The following is a 20517-nucleotide window of genomic DNA, read 5'->3' on the forward strand; positions in this document are numbered from 1 at the left end:
CAACCCTCTCACCCGGCTCCGACAGCGGGGCCCTCGAGAGCAACGGGCACGAGGCTGCATGCCGTGACGACGCTTGCGGCTTCAACAATCCTCTATGCTCTGGCGCATGCAACCCCGGTGGCTCGATGACGAGGAACGCGCGGCGTGGCTGCGCCTCGTCGGTGTCGTCGAGTTGCTCCCCGGTGTCCTGGACACCCAGTTGCGCCATGACTCCGGCCTCAGCCACTTCGAGTACTTCAGCCTGGCGATGTTGTCGGAGGCCCCCGATCACACCCTGCGCATGGGGGCCCTCGCCCAGCGCACCAATGCCACGCTTCCCCGACTGTCCCACGTCATCTCGCGCCTGGAGAGCAAGGGGCTGGTCGAGCGCTCCCCGAGCGTCGAGGACAGGCGGGCCACCAACGCTCGGCTGACCGCCGCCGGATGGGACACGGTCGTCGCCGCCGCGCCGGGCCACGTGGATGCCGTGCGCCAGTTCGTCCTCGACCCCCTCACCAGGGAGCAGCTACGCGAGCTGACGGTGATCGGGGACGCGCTCCTCGCCCGCCTCGACCCCGAGGGTCGCATGTTCGGCCACGTCATCGAGCGACCCACCGACTGACGTCCGCGCCCCGCTGCGCTCGGCACCGATGCCGGCGGCCACGACGAGCGCGATCCCGACGACCGCCAGCGCGTTCGGCACCTGAGCCAGGGCGAGGAACCCGATGAGCAGGGCGAAGGCCGGCTCGAGCGCCATGAGGGTCCCGAACGCGGCAGTGGTGAGCCGCCGCAGTGCCAGCAGCTCGAGCACGAAGGGGATGACGGGCAGCAGGATCGCCAGCCCGAGCCCGATGAGGAGCAGCTGAGGGGTGAGGTTCGCGACGACGCCCGGACCCGCCACCACCGTCGCGACGACCGCGGCCACCGGCATCGAGATCGCCAATCCCGCGATGCCGCTCACCGAGTCACCCACCCGTTGGGTGAGCAGGATGTAGGCCGCCCAGCACACGGCTGCTCCGAGGGCGCAGGCCACGCCGACCGGGTCGGCCGTGCCGGCCCAGGGCTGCGTGAGCAGCAGGACGCCGGCTGAGGCCACCAGGGCCCAGGCCCGTGCGACCCCGCGGCTGCGGGCGATCGCCACGCCGAGCGGGCCGAGGAACTCGATGGAGCTGGCCGTCCCGAGGGGCAGCCGGGCGATCGCCGCCATGAACAGCACGGTCACCCCGGCGGTGGCGACGCCAAGGGCGATCCCGGCACGCAGCGACTCGGGGGTGAACATCGCGCGCCGAGGCCGGACGATGAGCAGCATGAGGATGCCCGCGAAGGACAACCGCAGCCATGCGGCGCCGGTGGATCCGAGGTCGTCGATCAGGCCCACCGAGGCGGCAAGCCCCAGCTGGACGCACAGCATGGAGACCACGGCCATCGAGGCGCCGGCGCGCGCGGACTGGAGGTTCATGGCGGACAGTCAACGACACGGCATCCGTTCACGTCCACGTGAGAATCATGGACAAACCGTTTCGGATGCCGCGACAATCGGTGGGTGGACTTCTCACGGCTGCGGCTTCTCCTCGAGCTCTCGCGGCTCGGCTCCATGCAGGAGGTCGCCGTCGAACTGCGCACGAGCACCTCGACGGTCTCGCAGGGCATCGCCGCCCTCGCCCGTGACGTGGGGACCCCGCTCATCGAGCCCGACGGCCGACGGGTACGGCTGACCCCCGCCGGCCACCGGTTGGCCGAGCACGCGGTGACGATCATCGCCGCCGTCGACGCGGCTCGCGGTGACCTCGACCCGAGCACCGAGCCGGTCGGCGCCGTCCGGGTCGCCGGGTTCGCGACGGCGATCCGCCGCTCCCTCGTGCCGGTCATCGACGACCTCGCGACCCGGCATCCGGGCGTGCAGGTGCGGGTCCACGAGTACGAGCCGGCCGAGGCCCTGGACCTGCTCGCCCGTGACGACGTCGACCTGGCGCTGGTCTACGACTACACGCTGGCTCCGGCGTCGTGGCGAAGCGAACACGACGTCCGCCCGCTCTGGGAGGACGAGTGGGGACTCGGGGTCCGGGTCACCGAGCGCCGCACGGCACTCGCCGACTTCTCCGGTGACGACTGGATCGTCAACTCGCGCCACACCGCCGACGAGGAGGTGCTGCGCACGCTCGCCTCGATGGCGGGCTTCACCCCGAACGTCGTCCACCGGATCGACGCCCTCGAGCTCGTCGACGACCTCGTCGTCGCAGGCCTGGGGGTGGCACTTCTCCCGCTCGCACGGCACACCCACCCGGGGGTGCGCGTGCTACCGCTCGACCCGTCGCCGCTTCTCAGGGGACATGCCGTGACCCGGTTGGGCAGGGACAGCTGGCCGCCGCTTCGTGCCGTGCTCGACCGCCTCAGACCCGCGGCTGTTGCTGGGTGATGCAGTGGATGCCGCCGCCGCGGGCGAACAACGGCCGGGCATCCACCCCGACGACCTGACGACCGGCATACGCCTTCTCCAGCACGGCCAGCGACGCGGCATCCTGCGGGTCGTCGTAGGTGCAGGCCACGACGCCGTCGTTGACGACCAGGTGGTTGATGTAGGACCAGTCGACGATGCCGTCCTCGTCCTCGAGGGTGCGCGGTGCCGGGACGCGCACGACCTCGAGCCGCTCGCCGCGGGCGTCGCGGGCTGACGAGAGCAGACCCTCGAGCTCGACGGACACCTCGTGGTCGGGGTGGGCCGGGTCGCCCTGCCAGTGCAGCAGCACGACGCCGGGGGAGGCGAAGGTCGCGACGATGTCGACGTGCCCGCGGGTGCCGAACTCGTCGTAGTCGCGGGTCAGGCCGCGAGGCAGCCAGATGCACGTCGTCGCGCCGATGGTGCGGGCCATCTCGGCCTCGACGTCGGCCCTGGTCAGCCCCGGGTTGCGGCCCGGGTCGAGCTGGACCGTCTCGGTGAGCAGCACCGTTCCGAGACCGTCGACGTGGATGCCGCCGCCCTCGTTCACGAGCTCACTCGCCACCCGCGTCGCACCGGAGCGCCCGGCGACGAACTCGCCGATGCGGGCGTCGTTCTCCCAGGTCGCCCACTCCTGGGCGCCCCACCCGTTGAACACCCAGTCGACGGCGCCGAGCCCACCGTCGGGCGACACGACGAAGGTCGGCCCGATGTCACGCATCCAGGCATCGTCGAGCGGCGCCTCGAGCAGGTCGACGCGGTAGTGGCCGTGACGACCCTCGCCGATCCAGCGGCGGGCGACGTCGACGGCATCCGGGTCGACGACGAGCGTGACCGGCTCGAAGCGCGACACGGCGAACGCGACGTCGGCCCAGGTGGCCCGCGCCTCGTCAGCGGCCGCGTCGGTCTCGCCGAGGGTGTAGCCCGACGACGGCCACGCCATCCACGTGCGCTCGTGCGGTGCCCACTCGGGCGGCATCCGCCAGGGCTCGGCGGCGCCCACGTCAGACCTCCCGGCGGTGCTGGGGGCGGGTGGGCTCGGTCAGGGCGGCGTAGGAGTCGGGTCGGCGGGTGGCGAGGAACGGGAACAGGTCGATCCAGTCGCGGCCCTGTGCGAGGTCGAGGTCGGCGACGAGCACGGCTGCCTCGTCGCGCGGTGCCTGCACGAGCACCCGCCCGTAGGGATCGGCGATGAAGGAACTGCCGTAGAAGGTGATGAGGCCCTCGGTGCCGTAGCGGTTCGGCACGATGACGAACAGGCCGTTGGCGATGGCGTGCCCGACGATGGTGTGCTGCCACAGCGGCTGGGTGTCGAAGTCGGGGTGGTCGGGCTCGGAGCCGATCGCGGTCGGGTAGACGAGCACCTGCGCGTCGCCGAGGCCGTAGGCGCGGGCCACCTCGGGGAACCACTCGTCCCAGCACGTCGGCATGCCCAGGCGCAGCGGCGGCTGCGTGGCCGTGATCTCGTGCACGGGGTAGGCGCCCTCGGCCGGGCCCTGCCGGAAGTACTTGTCCTCGTAGTACCCAGCCGTCACGGGGATGTGGGTCTTGCGGGTGTGGGCGAGCAGCGTGCCGTCAGGGGCCACGAGGATCGCGGTGTTGAAGCCCAGACCGTCGTCGGTGCCGTCCGGGGCGGGCGCGCGCTCGAACAGCGAGGCGTGCACGAGCACCCCGGTGGCCGCGGCCGCCTCGCGCGCGAAGGTGATGGTCGGCCCGTCGGTGAGGGACTCGGCGGTGGCGTCCGGGCGGTCCGTCGGCAGCGTGTCGGCGGGATAGCGCGACAGGGTCAGCTCGGGCAGGAAGACGATCTGGGCCCCGGCGTCGGCGGCGGTGCGGATGCCGTCGGTCAGGGTCGCGCGCAACGCGTCGGCGTCTGGGTCCCAGGCGTGCTGGACCAGCCCGACCCGAAGTGGGGGAGCCGTGGGCTCCGTGACGCGGGCGAGGGACTGGGGCACCGAAGCGGCGGTGATCAGGCGCATGCGGGTCAGTATGCCGCTGACCCCGGGCACAACATACGATCCGCGGATGCGGATCTCCCGGTTCTGGGCCCTCGCCGAGGACGAGTTCGGTGCTGCCTACGCGCACTCGCTCGCCGGCTCGACGCACCTCGCCGTGCTCGGCGGCCGGACGGCGCTCGAGGCGTTGGATGCCGGTGAGTCACCTCGCGAGGTCTGGCTCGCCCTGTGCGACGCGATGGACGTTCCCGAGGAGCGGCGGCACGGCCTCGACAAGCCGCCGAAGCGCTGACGCCCGCGGGAAATACGGTCGATGCGGCCACACCGCTGCACTACCGTCGCTGCGGTGAGCGATGACGACGTCCTGCTGCGCGCCCGTGGGCTGACCAAGACCTTCGGCGACTTCACCGCGGTCGACGGCATCGACGTCGAGGTGCGCCGCGGCGAGGCGTTCGGTTTCCTCGGGCCCAACGGTGCCGGCAAGTCGAGCACGATGCGGATGATCGGCTGCGTCTCGCCGGCCAGTGGTGGTGAGCTGAGAATCCTCGGTCTCGACCCGGCATCCGACGGGCCGGCGATCCGGGCACGCCTGGGGGTGTGCCCGCAGAAGGACATCCTCGACGAGGACCTGAGTGTCGAGGACAACCTGCACGTGTACGGCCGGTTCTTCGGGCTCTCCCGCTCCGAGGTGCGTGAGCGAACCACCGCCCTGCTGGACTTCGCGCAGCTCACCGAGCGCCGCCACGACCGGGTCGAGCCGTTGTCGGGAGGGATGAAGCGGCGCCTGACGATCGCCCGCAGCCTCATCAACAATCCGGAGGTGCTGCTCCTGGACGAGCCCACGACCGGGCTGGACCCGCAGGCGCGGCACGTGTTGTGGGACCGGCTCTTCCGGCTCAAGCGTCAGGGCGTGACCCTCATCATCACGACGCACTACATGGACGAGGCCGAGCAGCTGTGCGACCGCCTCGTGGTCATGGACAAGGGGCGCATCGTCGCGCAGGGCAGCCCGCGCGGCCTCATCGAGGAGCACAGCACGCGCGAGGTGCTCGAGCTGCGCTTCGACCCCGACGAGCAGGCGGGCCACCTCGATGCCCTCGCCGACGTGGGGGAGCGCGTCGAGGTGCTGCCCGACAGGGTGCTCGTCTACACCGCCGACGGGGACGCGGCGCTGGCGACGGTGCACGCGCGCGGCATCCGGCCGGTGTCCTCGCTCGTGCGCCGCTCCACCCTGGAGGACGTCTTCCTCCACCTCACCGGCCGAACGCTGGTCGACTGATGAGCAGCCCGACCCTCGCCGAGGATGCCGTGGCACACCCCGGCGGGTCCGGTCGCCTCACCCCGGGGGTTCGTCCACCGCTGTCGCGCGGTGAACGGGTGTCCTCGGCGATCGCGTACCACCACCGGGTCTACCTGCGCACGTGGCGCGGCACCCTCATCGGTCGCTTCGCGTCGCCGCTGTTCTTCCTGGCCTCGATGGGGCTCGGGCTCGGTGGGCTCGTCGACGACCGGACGGGGGGCGTCGACGGGGTGCCGTACCTGCGCTACGTGGCGGCCGGCATCCTGGCGATGCAGGCGATGTGGCTCGCCTTCGGGGAGTCGACGTACCCCGTGATGACGTACATCCGGTGGAACCAGATGTACGCGGGCATGCTCGCGACCCCGCTGTCGGTGACCGAGGTGCTGCTCGGGCACCTGGTGTACGTCGGGGCGCACCTGGCGATGACCACCGCGATCTTCCTCGTCGTCGCGGCGTTCTTCGGGGCCTTCACCTCGGCGTGGGTGGTCCTCGCCGTGCCGATCTGCGTCCTCGTGGGGTTGGCGTTCGCGGTGCCGATGTTCGCCTTCTCGGCGCACGTCGACAACGACAACGCCTTCGCCATCCTGTTCCGGTTCCTCGTCACCCCGGTCATGCTCTTCTCGGGCGTGTTCTTCCCCATCGAGCAGCTGCCGTCGGTGCTGCAACCGGTGGCGTGGGTGCTGCCGCTCGGGCACGGGGTCGAGCTCGTGCGGGCGGTCTCAGGCGGGCCGCACCTCGGTGTGGGCGACCTCGGGCACCTGGCCGTCCTCCTCGCGTACGTCGGGATCGGGTGGCTGGTGGCGCGGCGCGCCTTCACGAAGCGGCTGGCGTCATGAGCGTGCTCGACGGTGCGGTGCAGGTCTCACGGGCACTGCCGCTTCCGGGGGCGATGGCGCGCTCGTGGTTCGTCGTGGGGCGCAACATCACCGCGTTCCGCCGGGCCTGGCTCCTGCTCGTCAGCGGGGTGGCCGAACCGATCTTCTACCTGTTCTCCATCGGCATCGGGCTCGGTGCGCTCGTGCGCACCGTGACCACGGATGCGGGCAACGAGGTGCCCTACGCCGTCTTCGTCGCCCCGGCGCTGCTCGCGGTCGCCGCGATGAACGGCGCGATCGCCGACAGCACGTACAACGTGTTCTTCAAGCTCAAGCACGCCCGCCTCTACGACGCCATCCTCGCCACCCCCGCAGGCCCGCGCGACATCGCCGTCGGCGAGATCACCTGGTCCCTGCTGCGCGGGTCGCTGTACTCGACGTTGTTCCTGCTCGTCGCGGTCGTCGCCGGCGTCGTCCAGTCGTGGTGGGCGGTGCTCGCCCTGCCCGGGGCGGTGCTCATCGGTCTGGCCTTCGGGGCGGTCGGAATGTTCGCGACGACGTACATGAAGACCTGGCAGCACTTCGAGTACATCAACCTCGTCATCCAGCCGATGTTCCTGTTCTCGGCGACGTTCTTCCCGCTGTCGACGTACCCGGGGCCGATCCAGTGGATCGTCCAGGCCACCCCGCTGTACCAGGGGGTGGCGCTCGAACGCGCGCTCATGCTCGGTGACGTCGGCTGGTCCCTGCTCGGCCACGCCGCGTACCTCGCCGCCATGGGCCTGGTCGGCGTCGTGGGCACCTCGCGGCGCATCCAGCGGCTGCTGCTCACCTGAGGGCACACTGACGAGCGCGAACCGGTGGTGCGCGATACGTTGCGGACATGAACACCACCAACGAGCTGCTCATCCTCAACCGCCGCGATCTCGAGGGTCTCGCCCTGACGTGGCCGGAGATCGTGGACGTCATCGAGGACGCTTTCCGGCAGAAGGCGCAGGGGCTCGTCACGAACCCGCCCAAGCCCAAGGTCACCTCGCGCGACGATGCCTTCATCCACGCAATGCCGGCCTACCTCGGCGGTAGCGACCGCATCGGGCTGAAGTGGGTCTCGGGCTACGAGCAGAACCACGCCAAGGGCCTGCCCTACATCTACGGCTCGGTCATCATGAACGACCCAGAGACGGGCCGCCCGGTCGCCCTGCTCGACGGCGGCTGGATCACCGAGATGCGCACACCCGCCGTCTCGGGAGTGACGATGCGCCACGTGCCGCTCTCACCGAAGCGGCTGGCGATCGTCGGGTGCGGCGTCCAGGGGCGCAGGCACCTCGAGGTGGCCCTCAGTGAGCACCCCGACATCGAGGAGGTCGTCGTGTTCGACCGCTCGCAGGATGCCGCCGAGGTGCTGACCTCGATGGCCGGTGATCGCGCGACGCGCATCGCGTCGTCCCCGACGGATGCCGTGGACGGGGCGACCATCGCGATCACGACGATCACGGTGCCGCTGGACCCCAAGCTCGACTGCCGCAACACCGACGAGAACGCGCTGCTGCTGCCCGTGGACTACGACGACGCCATGGCGACCGTCGCCTTCCACGAGGCGGTCACGTACTCGGTCGACGACCTCGGGCAGTACGGCTCGGTGGCCGGGCGCAAGTACTTCTTCGACTTCCCCGAGCCGGTGACCCACCTGGCGCAGGTCGTGGCGGGTGAGTTCGACGTTCCCGACACGGGGCGGCGGATGTTCCTGAACATGGGCATCGCCATGAACGACATCGCGTTGTCCTCGCTCGTGCTCGACCGGGCGATGGAGCGCGGCGTCGGGACCACGGTCGAGTTCCCGTAGGTCTGTCGCGACCTAGGAGCGTGGGTCAGTAACACGCCAGCGGGTCCGTCACGGGGACCATGGTGTGCCGTGGAGCAATCGGACCGGGATCTGCCGGTTTTGGCCGGTTCGGGCAGCTGAGCGGGTGATCCCCGCCGGTGAAACCCCTGAGTGGCCTTTGAGGAGCGAGTCAGGTCCGCTGACAGGCGGATTCGTGACCTCGGGGGGCCGGGTCAGGCGGTCCGGAGCCCGTTCAGGCCAGCGACGCCGATGTGACCGTGCAGCTTGCGTAGGTTGTGGCAGGCCGCGAGCAGGAGCCACTCGCCGCGGGCGCCGTCGATCCCGCGGAGCAGGAGGTGTTTCGCGTTCTGCAGGGTGGCCATCTGCCCGAACACCGGTTCCACGATGACCTTGCGTCGCGCGTAGGCGGTCCGGCCCTTCTTGGTGGTGAGTTTGCGGGCCATCCGTTCACGTGGTGTCGCGTCCTTGCGGATCCGGCCTCGCGGCGCGGCCGGGAGCGGCGCGTCGTGCTTGGAGCGGCCGGTGGCGATGAAGAACTCGGTCCCGCTCGCTGCGCTGACCGTGGCGGCCTGCTCCAGGTTGTCGGCCGAGCAGTACCCGGCGTCGGCGAGCACCTCACCCGGCGCATGTCCGGTGTTCACGGTGGTTTGTTCGGTCATCGGCATCAGGTTGGCAACGTCCGCGGCGCAGTCGCTCACCTCGGCCGCGACGATCACCTGATGGCCGTCATCGACGACCGCCTGGGCGTTGAAGCACTGGTGGAATGACCCGTCGGAGGTCTTCATGATCCGCGACTGCGGGTCGGTGAAGTTGCGCTGCGCCTTCGGTTTCGGCACCGCCGCCGCGACCGCGTCGGCGACCCGCTGCGCGGTAGTGTCCTCGCCCTCACCCCGCGTGGCGGCCCTCTTTCGGGCCTCCTGCTCGGCGCGCTCCCGAGCCTCGTCCTCGAGTGCCTGCTTCGCTTCCCGGATCTTGGCCAGCCGCGACTCGCGGCGCCGCAGCTCCTGCGGCAGTTCGTCCCCGCGTGAGTCCTTGCCGAACCGGGCATCCTCGCTCTGGTCGATCGCCTCGGCCTGCGCGAGCAACTCGGACACCTCGTCGGCGAGGATCTTCTCCTTCTCGCTCATCCGCGCGTAGCTCATGGCCTTGCGCCGCGAGGCGTTCGCGCGCAGCTTCGTCCCGTCCAACGCGACCCGGCCCAGCTTGACCATCCCCGCGGCCTGGCACAACGCCAACGCCTGCACGAACAGGTGGCCCAATGCGGACAGGTGCCGCTTGCGAAACCGCGCGATCGACCGGAAGTCCGGACCCGCCCCGGCCGCGAGCCACCGGAACGCGACCACGTCCTGACACGACGCCTCCAACTGGCGTGAGGAGCGCACCCCGGTGGTGTACCCGTACAGCAGGATCCGCACCATCAACCGTGGGTCGTACGGTGGGGCGCCCTTGGCCTTGGTGTACGAGGCGCGGATCCGGGACAAGTCCAGGTGCTCATCAACCAGCTCGGCGATAAACCGAGCCAAGTGCTCGGACGGCAGCCAGTCATCCAGCGACGGCGGCAACAACAAGTCCTGCTCCGGCGCGAACGCCCGGAACGTCTTGCTCACCGGCACTCCCGCCGCCGGCTCCGCCGGCGCCGAGCCCCGACCGGTCGACTCATCGCACAACTCGAACAACACCCGCGCGTCATCATCAGGCACACCAGATTCTCCCCCAAGCGCCCACCTCAGCAGCGGAACCCGACTGGCGTGTTACTGACCCACGCTCCTAGGGCACCGGCCCGAACGGGTGCGGTCTGCCGTGGGTCTGCGCGTGCCATGACAGGTAGGCGGTGACGGCCGTCGGCAGCGTCGGGTAGAAGTGCTCGGTGCCGATGGCGTCGTCCAGCCCGGCCGCTTCGAGGTCGTCGAGAAGGTCCTGCTTGACGCGGGCCAGGGCGAGCACGATGCCTCGGGACACGAGTTCGTCGTGGAGCCTGGCCAGGGCGTCCAGGCTCGTCAGGTCGACCTCGACGTTGGACTCCGCGTTGATGATGAGCCACTCGACCGGGGCCTCCGCGTCGTCCACGGCGGCCAGGGCGCGGGTGTGGAAGTCCTCGGCATTGGCGAAGAAGAGCGGCGAGTCGTAGCGGTAGACCACCAGGCCCGGCACCTGCACGGCATCCGGGAAGTCGTCGACGTCGTGCATGCCCGCCATGCCGCGCACATAGCCCAGGATGCCGTCGTGCGGCCGGGCGACGCGGCGCAGCAGGTCGCCGAGGGAGAGCGCGACGGCGAGCAGGATGCCGTAGAGCGCGCCGAACACGAACACCCCGAGCGTGGTCGCGACGAGCAGGACGAGCTCGCTGCGGCGGAACCGGGCCACCCGCCGGATCTCGGCGACGTCGACGAGCCGGACCGCGGCGTAGACGACGAGAGCCCCGAGGGCGGCCTTCGGGAACGCGGCGATGACCGGGCCGAGCGCGAGCACGGCCACGAGCACGGTGGCCAGGGTGGCCAGCGAGTACAGCTGGGTCCGGCTGCCCATCGAGGCACCGATCGCCGTGCGGCTTCCGCTGCTGCTCACGGGGAACCCGGAGAGCAACCCCCCGGCGATGTTGGCCGCGCCGAGCGCGAGGAACTCCTGGTTGGCGTCGACCTGCTGGCCGGAGCGCTCGGCGAAGGCTCGTGCGGTCAACACGTTGTCGGAGTAGGCGACGACGGCGATGCCGAGCGCGGGCGCCAGCATGGTGGCCACGGCATCCGGCGACAGGTCCGGCAGGCTCAGCTGGGGGAGGGCCGACGGCAGGGGGCCGACGACCGCCACACCGAGCTCGTCGAGCCCCAGCACCATGACGGCCGCGGCGCCGAGCAGTGCCGCGAGCAGGGGGTTGGGCAGGCGGGGGAAGAAGTGCGCAGCGAGCAGGAGCAGCACGAGGAGGGTGCTCGAGAGCACGAGGGTGGGTGCGTGGACGTCCGAGAGGTGGGTGAGGGCGCTCCAGACCTCGGCGGGCATCGAGTCGCCGCTCACCTCGATGCTGGTGAGGCTGTCGATCTGGCTGACGACCATGAGCACGGCAACCCCGGCGAGGTAACCGACGAGCACCGGTTTGGAGAACAGGTCGGCGAGGAACCCCAGTCCGAAGGCCCAACCGAGGAGGCACAGGGCGCCGGTGACGACGGCGAGGGCCGCGGCGAGTGCGGCGTACGCGTCGGGGCCGCTGACACCGACCGCGGCCACGGCGGTCGCGGTCATCAGCGCCGTCGTGGATTCTGGGCCGACGGAGAGCTGGCGGGAGGAGCCGAGGACGGCGTAGACGAGGGTGGGCGCGACGATCGCGAGCAGGCCTGCGGCCGGCGGGAGCCCCGCGATCTGGGCGTAGGCCATGACCTGCGGGATGAGGTAGGCGGCGACGGTCACCCCGGCGAGCAGGTCGCCGCGCAGCCAGCCGCGCTGGTAGGTGCGCCACACCGTGATCCCGGGAAACGTCGTCGCGACGGTCACGGGCCTCCTGGCGTTGAGTGGCCGGTGGTGGCCGTCTGCGGTGGGCACGGGCTGATTCGACCACACGGCGTCGGCGTGTCGCCCGTCAATGTGGAGGATCGAACAGGTGTTCGTCTATGGTCGTCCACAGGTGGTGTCCCCGACGGCACTTGTCCACAGGCTCGACGGCAGCCCGTGACCGTTGTCGGTACCGCCACCTAGCGTCTGACCCAGACCTCGCGACGAGACCGATGGCGAGAGCTGGTCGCCGGTGGGCGCGCTCGCTGCACGAACAGGAAGAGACGGTGTGACATGGCAGGAAATCGCGGACCCGTGATGCCCAACCCCACGGCTGCGGCCAACGGTGGGGAGAAGGACAAGGCGATCGCCTCGGTGATGGCCCAGATCGAGAAGCAGCACGGCAAGGGTGCCGTCATGCGCCTCGGAGACGACGTGCGGCCCCCCATCGAGGTCATCCCCACGGGCTCCATCGCCCTCGACGTCGCACTCGGCATCGGCGGCCTGCCGCGCGGCCGGGTCGTCGAGATCTACGGACCGGAGAGCTCGGGAAAGACCACCGTCGCCCTGCACGCGGTCGCCAACGCGCAGCGAGCCGGCGGCATCGCGGCGTTCATCGACGCCGAGCACGCGCTCGACCCCGACTACGCCAAGGCCCTCGGGGTCGACACCGACGCGCTGCTGGTGTCCCAGCCCGACACGGGGGAGCAGGCGCTCGAGATCGCCGACATGCTCATCCGCTCCGGCGCGCTCGACATCATCGTCATCGACTCCGTGGCGGCCCTGGTGCCCCGTGCCGAGATCGAGGGCGAGATGGGTGACAGCCACGTCGGCCTCCAGGCCCGCCTGATGTCGCAGGCGCTGCGCAAGATCACCGGCGCCCTCAGCAGCACCGGCACGACGGCGATCTTCATCAACCAGCTCCGCGAGAAAATCGGAGTCATGTTTGGGTCTCCCGAGACCACGACCGGCGGCAAGGCGCTGAAGTTCTACGCGTCGGTGCGTCTGGACGTGCGGCGCATCGAGACCCTCAAGGACGGCACCGACGCGGTCGGCAACCGCACCCGGTGCAAGGTCGTGAAGAACAAGGTCAGTCCGCCGTTCAAGCAGGCTGAGTTCGACATCCTCTACGGGCAGGGCATCTCGCGCGAGGGTGGCCTCATCGACATGGGGGTGGAGCAGGGCTTCGTGCGCAAGGCGGGTGCCTGGTACACGATGGACGGGGACCAGCTGGGGCAGGGCAAGGAGAACGCCCGCAACTTCCTCAAGGACAACCCGGACCTCGCCGACGAGCTCGAGAAGAAGATCAAGGAGAAGCTCGGCATCGGTGTCCCGCGCGCGGAGATGCTGGCCGCCGTGCCGGACGTCCCGGTCGACTTCTGATCCCCCGCTCGATCCCGGACGCTCGGATGCCGTTCGCCGACTCGACGACCCCTCCGCCCCCGTGGGCGGCGGGGTCGTCGTCGGTTCCCGAGCCCGTGGTACCACCAGCGCGACGTGCGGCTGCGCCCCCTCCCGCAGATCCGGAGAGCGACCCGCGCACGCGGGGCAGCGAGCCCGACCCGCTCGACTGGGCCCGCCAGATCGTGCTGCGCCAGCTGACCGCTGGTCCGCGCAGTCGTGCCCAGCTCGAGCAGGTGCTGCGCCGCAAGGACTGCCCCGACGACGTCGCCGCCGCGGTGCTCGACCGCATGGAGCAGGTCGGCCTGGTCGACGACACCGCCTACGCGGGCATGCTCGTGCGGTCCCAGCAGGCCGGTCGAGGGCTCGCCCGGCGGGCACTGGCCCAGGAGCTGCGCCGCAAGGGCGTCGACGACGAGACGGCCAACGCAGCCTTGGCAGAGGTCGACCCGCACGACGAGGAGGAGCGAGCCCGAGCGCTCGTGGCGAAGAAGATGCGGTCCATGACCGGTCTGGAACCGCTCGTGCAGACCCGCCGCCTCGCCGGCATGCTCGCCCGCAAGGGCTATCCCTCGGACGTGACGATGCGGGTGGTGCGTGAGGCCGTGCGCGAGGCTCCCGAGAACCAGCGCGACTGAGCCTCTCGGCGCGCGCTCAGAAGGAGTGCAGCGGCCGTTGCGCCGCGGACAGCGAATCGGTCGGCACGATCTGCTTGCCATAGGGGAAGAGCGAGATCGGGATCATCTTGAGGTTGGCAATGGCCAGCGGGATGCCGATGATCGTGATCGCCTGGGCCACTGCGGTGATGACGTGCTCGAGGGCGAGCCACCACCCCGCGAGCACGATCCACAGGATGTTCAGCACCACCGAGCCGGCGCCGGCATCCGGCTGCTGCACGACTGCTCGCCCGAAGGCCCGCCGAAGACGAACCAGATGATGTTGAGCAGGGTGCGCACGCGAAGGATCCCCTCGAGATGGGCTGGTTCGGGGTCGAGCCAACCGGGCCCCAGCCTGTCATGCGCTTGCACCGTCGCGTAGCGACTCGGTTCGACCCGACCACCCGGGTCAGGCGGGACGGCGCCGCGCCACGACCTCGTCGTCGTCGGTCTCGCCTGTCTCGAAGAAGCCCAGGCTGGCGTAGAGACCCTTCGCCGCCGTGTTCTGCGGGTGGTAGGCCAGCGCGAACCCGGCGGCGTCGTCCCGGGGCTGAAGGGTCGTCAGCGCCTGGACCAGCGCGGCGCGACCCACCCCGCGACCTTGGTGCGCGGCGTCGACGATCACCCCACCGAGCCAGCAGCTGCCGTCCTCGTCGTCGATGCCCCACATGAGGAAGCCCACCACGGCGCCCTGCTCGTCATGCACCGCCAGTGGCTTCCACACGTCCTCGTAGGCGCAGAGCGCGAGGTAGTGGGTGGCAGCCGCGACGTAGGCGTCCTGGCCGGGCACGATGGTGAGGCCGGCGACGGCACGCCAGCTCCCGGCATCCACCGGACGCAGGGAGACCGACGGGCCGGGCTGGGTCATGCGCGCCAGAGTAGGCCGTCCACCCTGTGGACACCAGCGCTTCGAAACACGGGGGTGACACGGGTGTGATGACAGGTTCACGCCGTGGCCATAGGTTCGTCACGTGAGTGAGCAGATGCCGGCCGAGGCCGCAGGCGGCCTGTTCGACGACTACGCCCTCGGCCGGGCGTGGGACGAGATGCTCGGTGAGCCCGGTTCGCCCCGAACGCCCTACAAACCGGTGTTCCACACGCTGCGCGGGATGAACGGGCAGGCCCTGAAGGAGCGGGCCGACTCGCTGGCGCGTTCCTACCTCGACCAGGGCGTGACGTTCGACCACGCGGGGGAGGAGCGGCCCTTTCCCCTGGATGCCGTGCCCCGCGTCATCAGCGCCCACGAGTGGCAGGTCATCGAGTCCGGGGTCGTGCAACGCGTCACGGCGCTGGAGTCCTTCCTCGACGACATCTACTCGCGCGAGGGCGAGATCCCCCGCGCCGTGCACGAGGGCATCATCCCGTGGCGCCTCATCGCGAGCTCGAAGCACTACCACCGGGCCGTCATGGGGATCCGCCCGAGCAACGGCGTGCGCGTGCACGTCGCCGGCGTCGACCTCATCCGCGACGAGATGGGCACGTTCCGGGTGCTCGAGGACAACGTGCGCGTGCCCTCGGGCGTCAGCTACGTCATCGCCAACCGCCGTGCCATGGCCAACGTCTTCCCGGAGGCGTTCGCGACGATGCGCATCCGGCCCGTGCACGACTACCCGCGCATGCTCCTCGCGGCGCTGCGGGCGGCTGCACCCGACGGGGCCAGCGACCCCACAGTCGTCGTGCTGACCCCTGGGGTGTTCAACTCCGCCTACTTCGAACACGCGCTGCTGGCCCGAATGATGGGGGTCGAGCTCGTCGAGGGCCGTGACCTCGTCTGCGTCGGCGGGCAGGTGCGCATGCGCACGACCACCGGGGACCGCCCCGTCGACGTCATCTACCGGCGCATCGACGACGAGTTCCTCGACCCGGTGCACTTTCGCGGCGACTCCATCCTCGGGGTCGCGGGGCTGGTCTCCTCCATGCGAGCGGGCCGGGTCACGGTCGCCAACGCCATCGGCAACGGCGTGGCCGACGACAAGCTCATCTACTCCTACCTGCCCGACCTCATCCGCTTCTACCTCGACGAGGACCCGATCCTCGGCAACGTCGACACGTTCCGCTGCGACGAGCCGAAGGCGCTCCGGCACGTCCTGGAGAACCTGCACGACATGGTCGTCAAGCCCGTCGACGGCTCGGGTGGCAAGGGCCTCGTCGTCGGGCCCAAGGCAGACGCCGAGACCCTCGAGCAGGTGCGCGCCCAGCTGACTGCGGATCCGCGGGGCTGGATCGGCCAGCCGGTCGTGCAGCTCTCGACCGTGCCGACCTTCATCGACGGCCGCCTCGCCCCACGCCACGTCGACCTGCGGCCGTTCGCCGTCAACGACGGTGAGCGCGTGCGGGTGCTGCCGGGAGGCCTCACCCGGGTCGCCCTCCCCGAGGGGGAGCTGGTCGTCAACTCCAGCCAGGGCGGTGGGTCCAAGGACACCTGGGTGCTCTCGGACCGTCGGGCCGCGACCAGCACCTCCAGCCGGCCACCGGACAACCGCGAGGTCGTCGTCATGAGTGCCCCCACGGCATCCCACGAGGACAGCATGAAGGCCCAGCAGCAGCAACAGCAGCAGGGTCACCGTACGGTGGCCCCGGCTGACATCCACCACGAGGAGTCGTCGTGCTGAGCCGGATCGCCGAGTCGCTGTTCTGGATCGGCCGCTACACCGAACGCGCCGACGGCACGGCGCGCATCGTCGACGTGCTGCGACTCCAGCTGCTCGAGGACCCGGGGGCCGACGAGGTCACGGCGTCGCGCACCGTCCTGTCGGTGATCATGGGGATGCCGTTCGAGGGCGACCCGGGGTTCGCCGACGTGGGTGCCGCCCTGGTCTTCGACCGATCCAATGCCAGCTCGATCACCGGGGCCCTCTTCGCCGCCCGCGAGAACGCCCGGCGAGCTCGCGAGACGTTGTCGACCGAGCTGTGGGAGGGCATCAACACGACGTGGCACCGCTGGAACGGCTTCGGGCGGACCGTCACCACCGAGCGGCACCTGTCGTGGGTGCGCGAACGGGCGGCGCTGGTGTCCGGCATCGCCGACTCGACGATGTCGCACGACGAGGCCTGGGACTTCCTCGTGCTCGGTCGCAGCCTCGAGCGGGCCGACATGACAGCGCGGCTCGTGGCCACCGGCGGCCTGCCGCGCGGCGGCGCCCCGTGGTCGGTGGTGCTGTCGTCGTGTGGGGCCCAGCAGGCCTTCATGCGCAGCCAGCGCGGGCTGCTCAGTGACGACCGGGCGGCGGCCTTCCTCGTGCTCGACCGCGAGTTCCCCCGGTCGGTCTTCTTCGCCCTCTCCGAGGCCGAGCGTCGGCTCGACGCCCTCTCACCGCAGGAGGACCGCATCGGCATCTCCGACGAGGCACGGCGCCAGCTCGGCCGCATCCGCACCTCGCTGGAGTACCGGGCGACCTCCGACGTGATCGCCGACCTGCCGGCCCAGATGCTGCGGGTGCAGGGGTCGGTGATGGCGGCGTCGCAGGCCGTGGCGTCCCGATACTTCCAGTCCGGGCAGGTCACGACGTGGACCCGGGACGGGGTGGTCTGACATGCGCCGCTGGCGAATCGTGCACACGACCTCCATCACCTACGACGGTCAGGTTCGCGCTGCCCACAACGAGCTGCGGATGACCCCGGTCAACGAGGCCGGTCAGACCACCCTCGAGAACCGCATCCGCATCCGCCCGATGACGTGGAGCCACGTCTACCGCGACCACTGGGGCACCCACGTCATGGCGATGGAGAGCCTGGCCAGCCACGGCCAGCTCGAGATCGAGGCCATCTCCACCGTCGAGCGCACCGACGTCGCCCGGCCCACGCCGTCGCTGGACTGGGCGGCCGTGCGTGATCCTGCCGTGCAGGACCGCAGCTACGAGTGGCTGATGCTGTCGGCGCGCACCCGCCCCGGTGACGGCATCGCCGAGCTGGTGGATGCCGTTCGCGGACTGGAGACGCCGCGCGCGGCTGCCGAGGAACTCGCCTCCCTGGTGCGTGCGGAGATGAAGTACGTGCCGGGCAGCACCAGCGTGCACAGTCGCGGCGAGGACGCCTGGGCCGAGCGCTCCGGTGTCTGCCAGGACTTCGCCCACATCACCGTCGGAGCCCTGCGCAGCCTCGGCCTGCCCGCGCGGTACGTCTCGGGGTACCTCGTGCCGGTGAGGGACACCGCCGTCGGTGAGACGAGCAAGGGCGAGAGCCATGCCTGGGTCGAGTACTGGGACGGTGGCTGGACACCCCTTGATCCCACGAACGGCACCGAGGTCGGGGTCGACCACGTCGTCGTGGCGCGCGGCCGTGACTACGAGGACGTCCCCCCGTTCAAGGGCATCTACTCGGGGCGGGCCACGGCATCCCTGGGTGTCGTGGTGGCGATCACCCGCCTGGCCTGATCCGCCGCTGCGCCGACCCCCTGCACCCCGGCGCTCCTGCGAATGTGGGTGAAGATCTTCGTCTGCGCGGCGATTTTCACCCACATTCGCACCAGGGGGGCGCCCGGCATACCCTTGACGCGCCATGACACCCAAGACCTATGACGTGCGCACCCACGGGTGCCAGATGAACGTCCACGACTCCGAGCGCCTCGCCGGCCTGCTCGAGACCGCCGGCTACGTCGACCTCGCGAGCGTGCCCGCCGCCGAGCGTCCCGAGACCGCGGACGTCGTCGTGTTCAACACCTGCGCCGTGCGCGAGAACGCCGACAACAAGCTCTACGGCAACCTCGGCCAGCTCCGCCCCGCCAAGACCGCGAACCCCGACCTGCAGATCGCCGTCGGTGGCTGCATGGCCCAGAAGGACCGCGAGAGCATCGTCAAGCGCGCCCCGTGGGTGGACGTCGTCTTCGGCACCCACAACATCGGCAGCCTGCCGGCGCTGCTCGACCGGGCGCGGCACAACAAGCGCGCCGAGGTCGAGATCCTCGAGTCGCTCGAGACCTTCCCCTCGACGCTGCCGACCCGCCGCGACTCCGCCTTCGCCGGCTGGGTGTCGATCAGCGTCGGGTGCAACAACACCTGCACCTTCTGCATCGTCCCCAGCCTGCGCGGCAAGGAGGCAGACCGCCGTCCGGGCGAGATCCTCGCCGAGGTCGAGGCGCTCGTCGCCCAGGGCGTCATCGAGGTCACCCTGCTGGGGCAGAACGTCAACACCTACGGCGTCGAGTTCGGCGACCGGTTCGCCTTCGGCAAGCTGCTGCGCGCCTGCGGTGAGATCACGGGCCTGGAGCGGGTGCGCTTCACCAGCCCCCACCCGGCCGCGTTCACCGACGACGTCATCGAGGCCATGGCCGCGACCCCGAACGTCATGCCGAGCCTGCACATGCCGCTGCAGTCCGGCTCCGACACGGTGCTCAAGGCGATGCGTCGCTCGTACCGCAGCGAGAAGTTCCTCGGCATCATCGACAAGGTCCGCACCGCCATCCCGGATGCCGCGATCACCACCGACATCATCGTCGGCTTCCCCGGCGAGACCGAGGCCGACTTCGAGCAGACCCTGCGCGTCGTCGAGGCGTCCCGGTTCTCCAGCGCCTTCACCTTCCAGTACTCCATCCGCCCCGGCACGCCGGCAGCGACGATGCCCGACCAGGTGCCCAAGGCCGTCGTCCAGGAGCGCTTCGACCGGCTCATCGAGCTCCAGGAACGCGTCTCGTGGGCCGAGAACCGCACCCTCGAGGGCCGCGAGGTCGAGGTGCTCGTCGCCCCCGGCGAGGGCCGCAAGGACGGCGAGACCGCTCGCCTGTCCGGCCGGGCCCGCGACAACCGCCTCGTGCACTTCGCCGTGCCCGACGGCGCCGAGCGCCCGCGCCCGGGTGACGTCGTGACCGTGGGGGTCACCTACGGTGCGCCGCACCACCTCGTGGCCGACAGCGCCGTGCAGGGCGGTGCCTACTCGGTGCGTCGCACTGCGGGTGGCGACGCGTGGGCATCGCTGCAGGATGCGCCGGTGCCCGGCAAGCCGGCCGTCTCCCTGGGGATGCCGTCGCTCGGCAAGCCCGCGACGTCACCGACACCCACCGCGCCCTGCGCGACCTGAGCGAACTACCCGAGCGCGAGAACCGCGGCGAGCACGCCCACCGCCGCGAGGGCGAGGGCCAGGCCCAGCGCTCGCAGCGAACGCGCGCGTTCCCGAGCGGGGTCGACCCGGCGCTCGGGTGAGTTGGCCGCGGCATACAGGGGGGCGGGGTCGAACGGCTCGATGTCGAGCGGGGGCAACCCCGAGGTGTTGTGCGCCATGGACGGCTCTCTTCCTGGGAGACGAGGCGGGTTCCCCCGAGGGTAGGCACGCGGCACACCCCTCGCTGGCAGTTGGCGTCTCGGCCCGCAAACCCTGACCGAACGGCCGAGACCCCCGACCGTTCGGTCGAGGGTCTCGGGTCGCGTCAGAGGGAGATCAGGTGCCGATGGCGCCGTCAGCCGCGGACTGCGCGGTGTCGACGTGCTCGGCGAACTGGCCGCCGGTCTTCTCGTCAGCGAGGTCGCCGACCTTGTCGATGGCATGGTCGCTGATGCTCTCGACCTGGTCGCCATGAGTCTCGGTCAGTTCCGCCAACTTCTCCTTGGCGCTGTCAAAGATGTTCACACGCCCTCCTTCCGCTAGGTGACAGTTCAGACCCCACGAAGGGGTGCGCTCACAGTACGTTCGGGGAGGCGTGCAACGGGAGGGTTTTCGAGA

Annotated in this window: 22 protein-coding genes; 13 read left to right on the forward strand and 9 right to left on the reverse strand. The window is 70.6% G+C overall.

The genetic code is table 11. The annotated features are described in order from the left end of the window. Positions 1-106: 106 nt before the first annotated feature. Positions 107-601 carry a MarR family winged helix-turn-helix transcriptional regulator gene (locus C8E84_RS00565; protein WP_159898530.1) on the forward strand — a complete coding sequence of 165 codons (495 nt, stop codon included), beginning with the start codon at positions 107-109 and terminating at the stop codon, positions 599-601. Here the strand turns inward: C8E84_RS00565 and C8E84_RS00570 are convergent. Continuing rightward, positions 506-1438 (reverse strand): EamA family transporter, encoded by a 933-nt coding sequence (locus tag C8E84_RS00570; RefSeq protein ID WP_159898531.1) that lies wholly within the window; start codon positions 1436-1438, stop codon positions 506-508. The genes C8E84_RS00565 and C8E84_RS00570 overlap by 96 nt on opposite strands. A gap of 84 nt (positions 1439-1522) precedes the next feature. Between C8E84_RS00570 and C8E84_RS00575 the strand changes: the two genes are divergently transcribed. Continuing rightward, positions 1523-2395: a LysR substrate-binding domain-containing protein gene (locus C8E84_RS00575; RefSeq protein ID WP_159898533.1), complete on the forward strand. Its 873-nt coding sequence runs from the start codon at positions 1523-1525 to the stop codon at positions 2393-2395. Here the strand turns inward: C8E84_RS00575 and C8E84_RS00580 are convergent. Then, positions 2370-3395 (reverse strand): agmatine deiminase family protein, encoded by a 1026-nt coding sequence (locus C8E84_RS00580; RefSeq protein ID WP_159904278.1) that lies wholly within the window; start codon positions 3393-3395, stop codon positions 2370-2372. The two genes, C8E84_RS00575 and C8E84_RS00580, sit on opposite strands and share 26 nt — an antisense overlap. Before the next feature lie 25 nt (positions 3396-3420). Beyond that, positions 3421-4395, reverse strand: a complete 975-nt coding sequence (locus C8E84_RS00585; RefSeq protein WP_159898535.1) for a nitrilase-related carbon-nitrogen hydrolase — start codon at positions 4393-4395, stop codon at positions 3421-3423. Positions 4396-4441: 46 nt separating this feature from the next. Between C8E84_RS00585 and C8E84_RS00590 the strand changes: the two genes are divergently transcribed. From C8E84_RS00590 to C8E84_RS00610, 5 genes are read left to right on the forward strand one after another with little or no spacing between them, the layout of a single operon-like run. Next, entirely contained in the window at positions 4442-4663 is a 222-nt protein-coding gene (locus tag C8E84_RS00590; RefSeq protein WP_159898537.1) for a DUF3046 domain-containing protein, read from the forward strand. Positions 4664-4684: 21 nt separating this feature from the next. Beyond that, positions 4685-5650 (forward strand): ABC transporter ATP-binding protein, encoded by a 966-nt coding sequence (locus C8E84_RS00595; protein ID WP_159898539.1) that lies wholly within the window; start codon positions 4685-4687, stop codon positions 5648-5650. Continuing rightward, positions 5650-6507 carry an ABC transporter permease gene (locus C8E84_RS00600; RefSeq protein ID WP_159898541.1) on the forward strand — a complete coding sequence of 286 codons (858 nt, stop codon included), beginning with the start codon at positions 5650-5652 and terminating at the stop codon, positions 6505-6507. Before C8E84_RS00595 ends, C8E84_RS00600 begins: the two co-directional genes overlap by 1 nt. Next, positions 6504-7322: an ABC transporter permease gene (locus tag C8E84_RS00605; protein ID WP_159898543.1), complete on the forward strand. Its 819-nt coding sequence runs from the start codon at positions 6504-6506 to the stop codon at positions 7320-7322. Before C8E84_RS00600 ends, C8E84_RS00605 begins: the two co-directional genes overlap by 4 nt. A 47-nt stretch (positions 7323-7369) precedes the next feature. Further along, on the forward strand, positions 7370-8329 hold the full coding sequence (locus tag C8E84_RS00610) for an ornithine cyclodeaminase family protein (protein WP_159898545.1): 960 nt from the start codon (positions 7370-7372) through the stop codon (positions 8327-8329). Positions 8330-8541: 212 nt separating this feature from the next. Here the strand turns inward: C8E84_RS00610 and C8E84_RS00615 are convergent, their stop codons facing one another. Then, on the reverse strand, positions 8542-9936 hold the full coding sequence (locus C8E84_RS00615; protein ID WP_425495962.1) for an IS1182 family transposase: 1395 nt from the start codon (positions 9934-9936) through the stop codon (positions 8542-8544). 160 nt (positions 9937-10096) lie between these two features. Continuing rightward, a complete protein-coding gene (locus C8E84_RS00620; RefSeq protein WP_246196701.1) occupies positions 10097-11860 on the reverse strand; it encodes a SulP family inorganic anion transporter in 1764 nt (587 codons plus the stop codon). 267 nt (positions 11861-12127) lie between these two features. On the opposite strand from C8E84_RS00620, the gene recA reads away from it, so the two are divergent. Both recA and C8E84_RS00630 read left to right on the forward strand, forming a co-directional pair. Next, a complete protein-coding gene (recA, locus tag C8E84_RS00625; RefSeq protein ID WP_159904284.1) occupies positions 12128-13192 on the forward strand; it encodes a recombinase RecA in 1065 nt (354 codons plus the stop codon). 26 nt (positions 13193-13218) lie between these two features. Then, entirely contained in the window at positions 13219-13848 is a 630-nt protein-coding gene (locus C8E84_RS00630; RefSeq protein ID WP_159898547.1) for a regulatory protein RecX, read from the forward strand. Positions 13849-13864: 16 nt separating this feature from the next. On the opposite strand, the gene C8E84_RS00635 is transcribed toward C8E84_RS00630, so the two are convergent. Beyond that, the gene (locus tag C8E84_RS00635; protein ID WP_159898549.1) at positions 13865-14107 is read right to left on the reverse strand and encodes a YccF domain-containing protein; all 243 of its coding nucleotides are present in this window, start codon (positions 14105-14107) and stop codon (positions 13865-13867) included. Between the two features lie 168 nt (positions 14108-14275). Further along, positions 14276-14734: a GNAT family N-acetyltransferase gene (locus C8E84_RS00640; protein ID WP_159898551.1), complete on the reverse strand. Its 459-nt coding sequence runs from the start codon at positions 14732-14734 to the stop codon at positions 14276-14278. Positions 14735-14849: 115 nt separating this feature from the next. Between C8E84_RS00640 and C8E84_RS00645 the strand changes: the two genes are divergently transcribed. The 4 genes from C8E84_RS00645 (at position 14850) to miaB (ending at position 19878) form a co-directional block, all read left to right on the forward strand. Continuing rightward, the gene (locus tag C8E84_RS00645; protein WP_159904286.1) at positions 14850-16478 is read left to right on the forward strand and encodes a circularly permuted type 2 ATP-grasp protein; all 1629 of its coding nucleotides are present in this window, start codon (positions 14850-14852) and stop codon (positions 16476-16478) included. Beyond that, complete coding sequence (locus C8E84_RS00650) at positions 16472-17398, forward strand: alpha-E domain-containing protein (RefSeq protein ID WP_159898553.1); 927 nt, start codon at positions 16472-16474, stop codon at positions 17396-17398. The genes C8E84_RS00645 and C8E84_RS00650 overlap by 7 nt, the downstream gene beginning before the upstream one ends. A 1-nt stretch (position 17399) precedes the next feature. After that, complete coding sequence (locus tag C8E84_RS00655; protein WP_159898555.1) at positions 17400-18239, forward strand: transglutaminase family protein; 840 nt, start codon at positions 17400-17402, stop codon at positions 18237-18239. 124 nt (positions 18240-18363) lie between these two features. Then, positions 18364-19878, forward strand: coding sequence for a tRNA (N6-isopentenyl adenosine(37)-C2)-methylthiotransferase MiaB (gene miaB / locus C8E84_RS00660; RefSeq protein ID WP_159898557.1), 1515 nt, complete (start codon positions 18364-18366; stop codon positions 19876-19878). Between the two features lie 5 nt (positions 19879-19883). Here the strand turns inward: miaB and C8E84_RS00665 are convergent, their stop codons facing one another. Next, entirely contained in the window at positions 19884-20078 is a 195-nt protein-coding gene (locus C8E84_RS00665; protein ID WP_159898559.1) for a hypothetical protein, read from the reverse strand. Between the two features lie 157 nt (positions 20079-20235). Further along, the gene (locus C8E84_RS00670) at positions 20236-20424 is read right to left on the reverse strand and encodes an antitoxin (protein ID WP_159898561.1); all 189 of its coding nucleotides are present in this window, start codon (positions 20422-20424) and stop codon (positions 20236-20238) included. Positions 20425-20517: the final 93 nt, after the last annotated feature.

It is taken from the genome of Ornithinibacter aureus (genome assembly GCF_009858245.1).
Taxonomy (GTDB): Bacteria; Actinomycetota; Actinomycetes; order Actinomycetales; family Dermatophilaceae; genus Fodinibacter; species Fodinibacter aureus.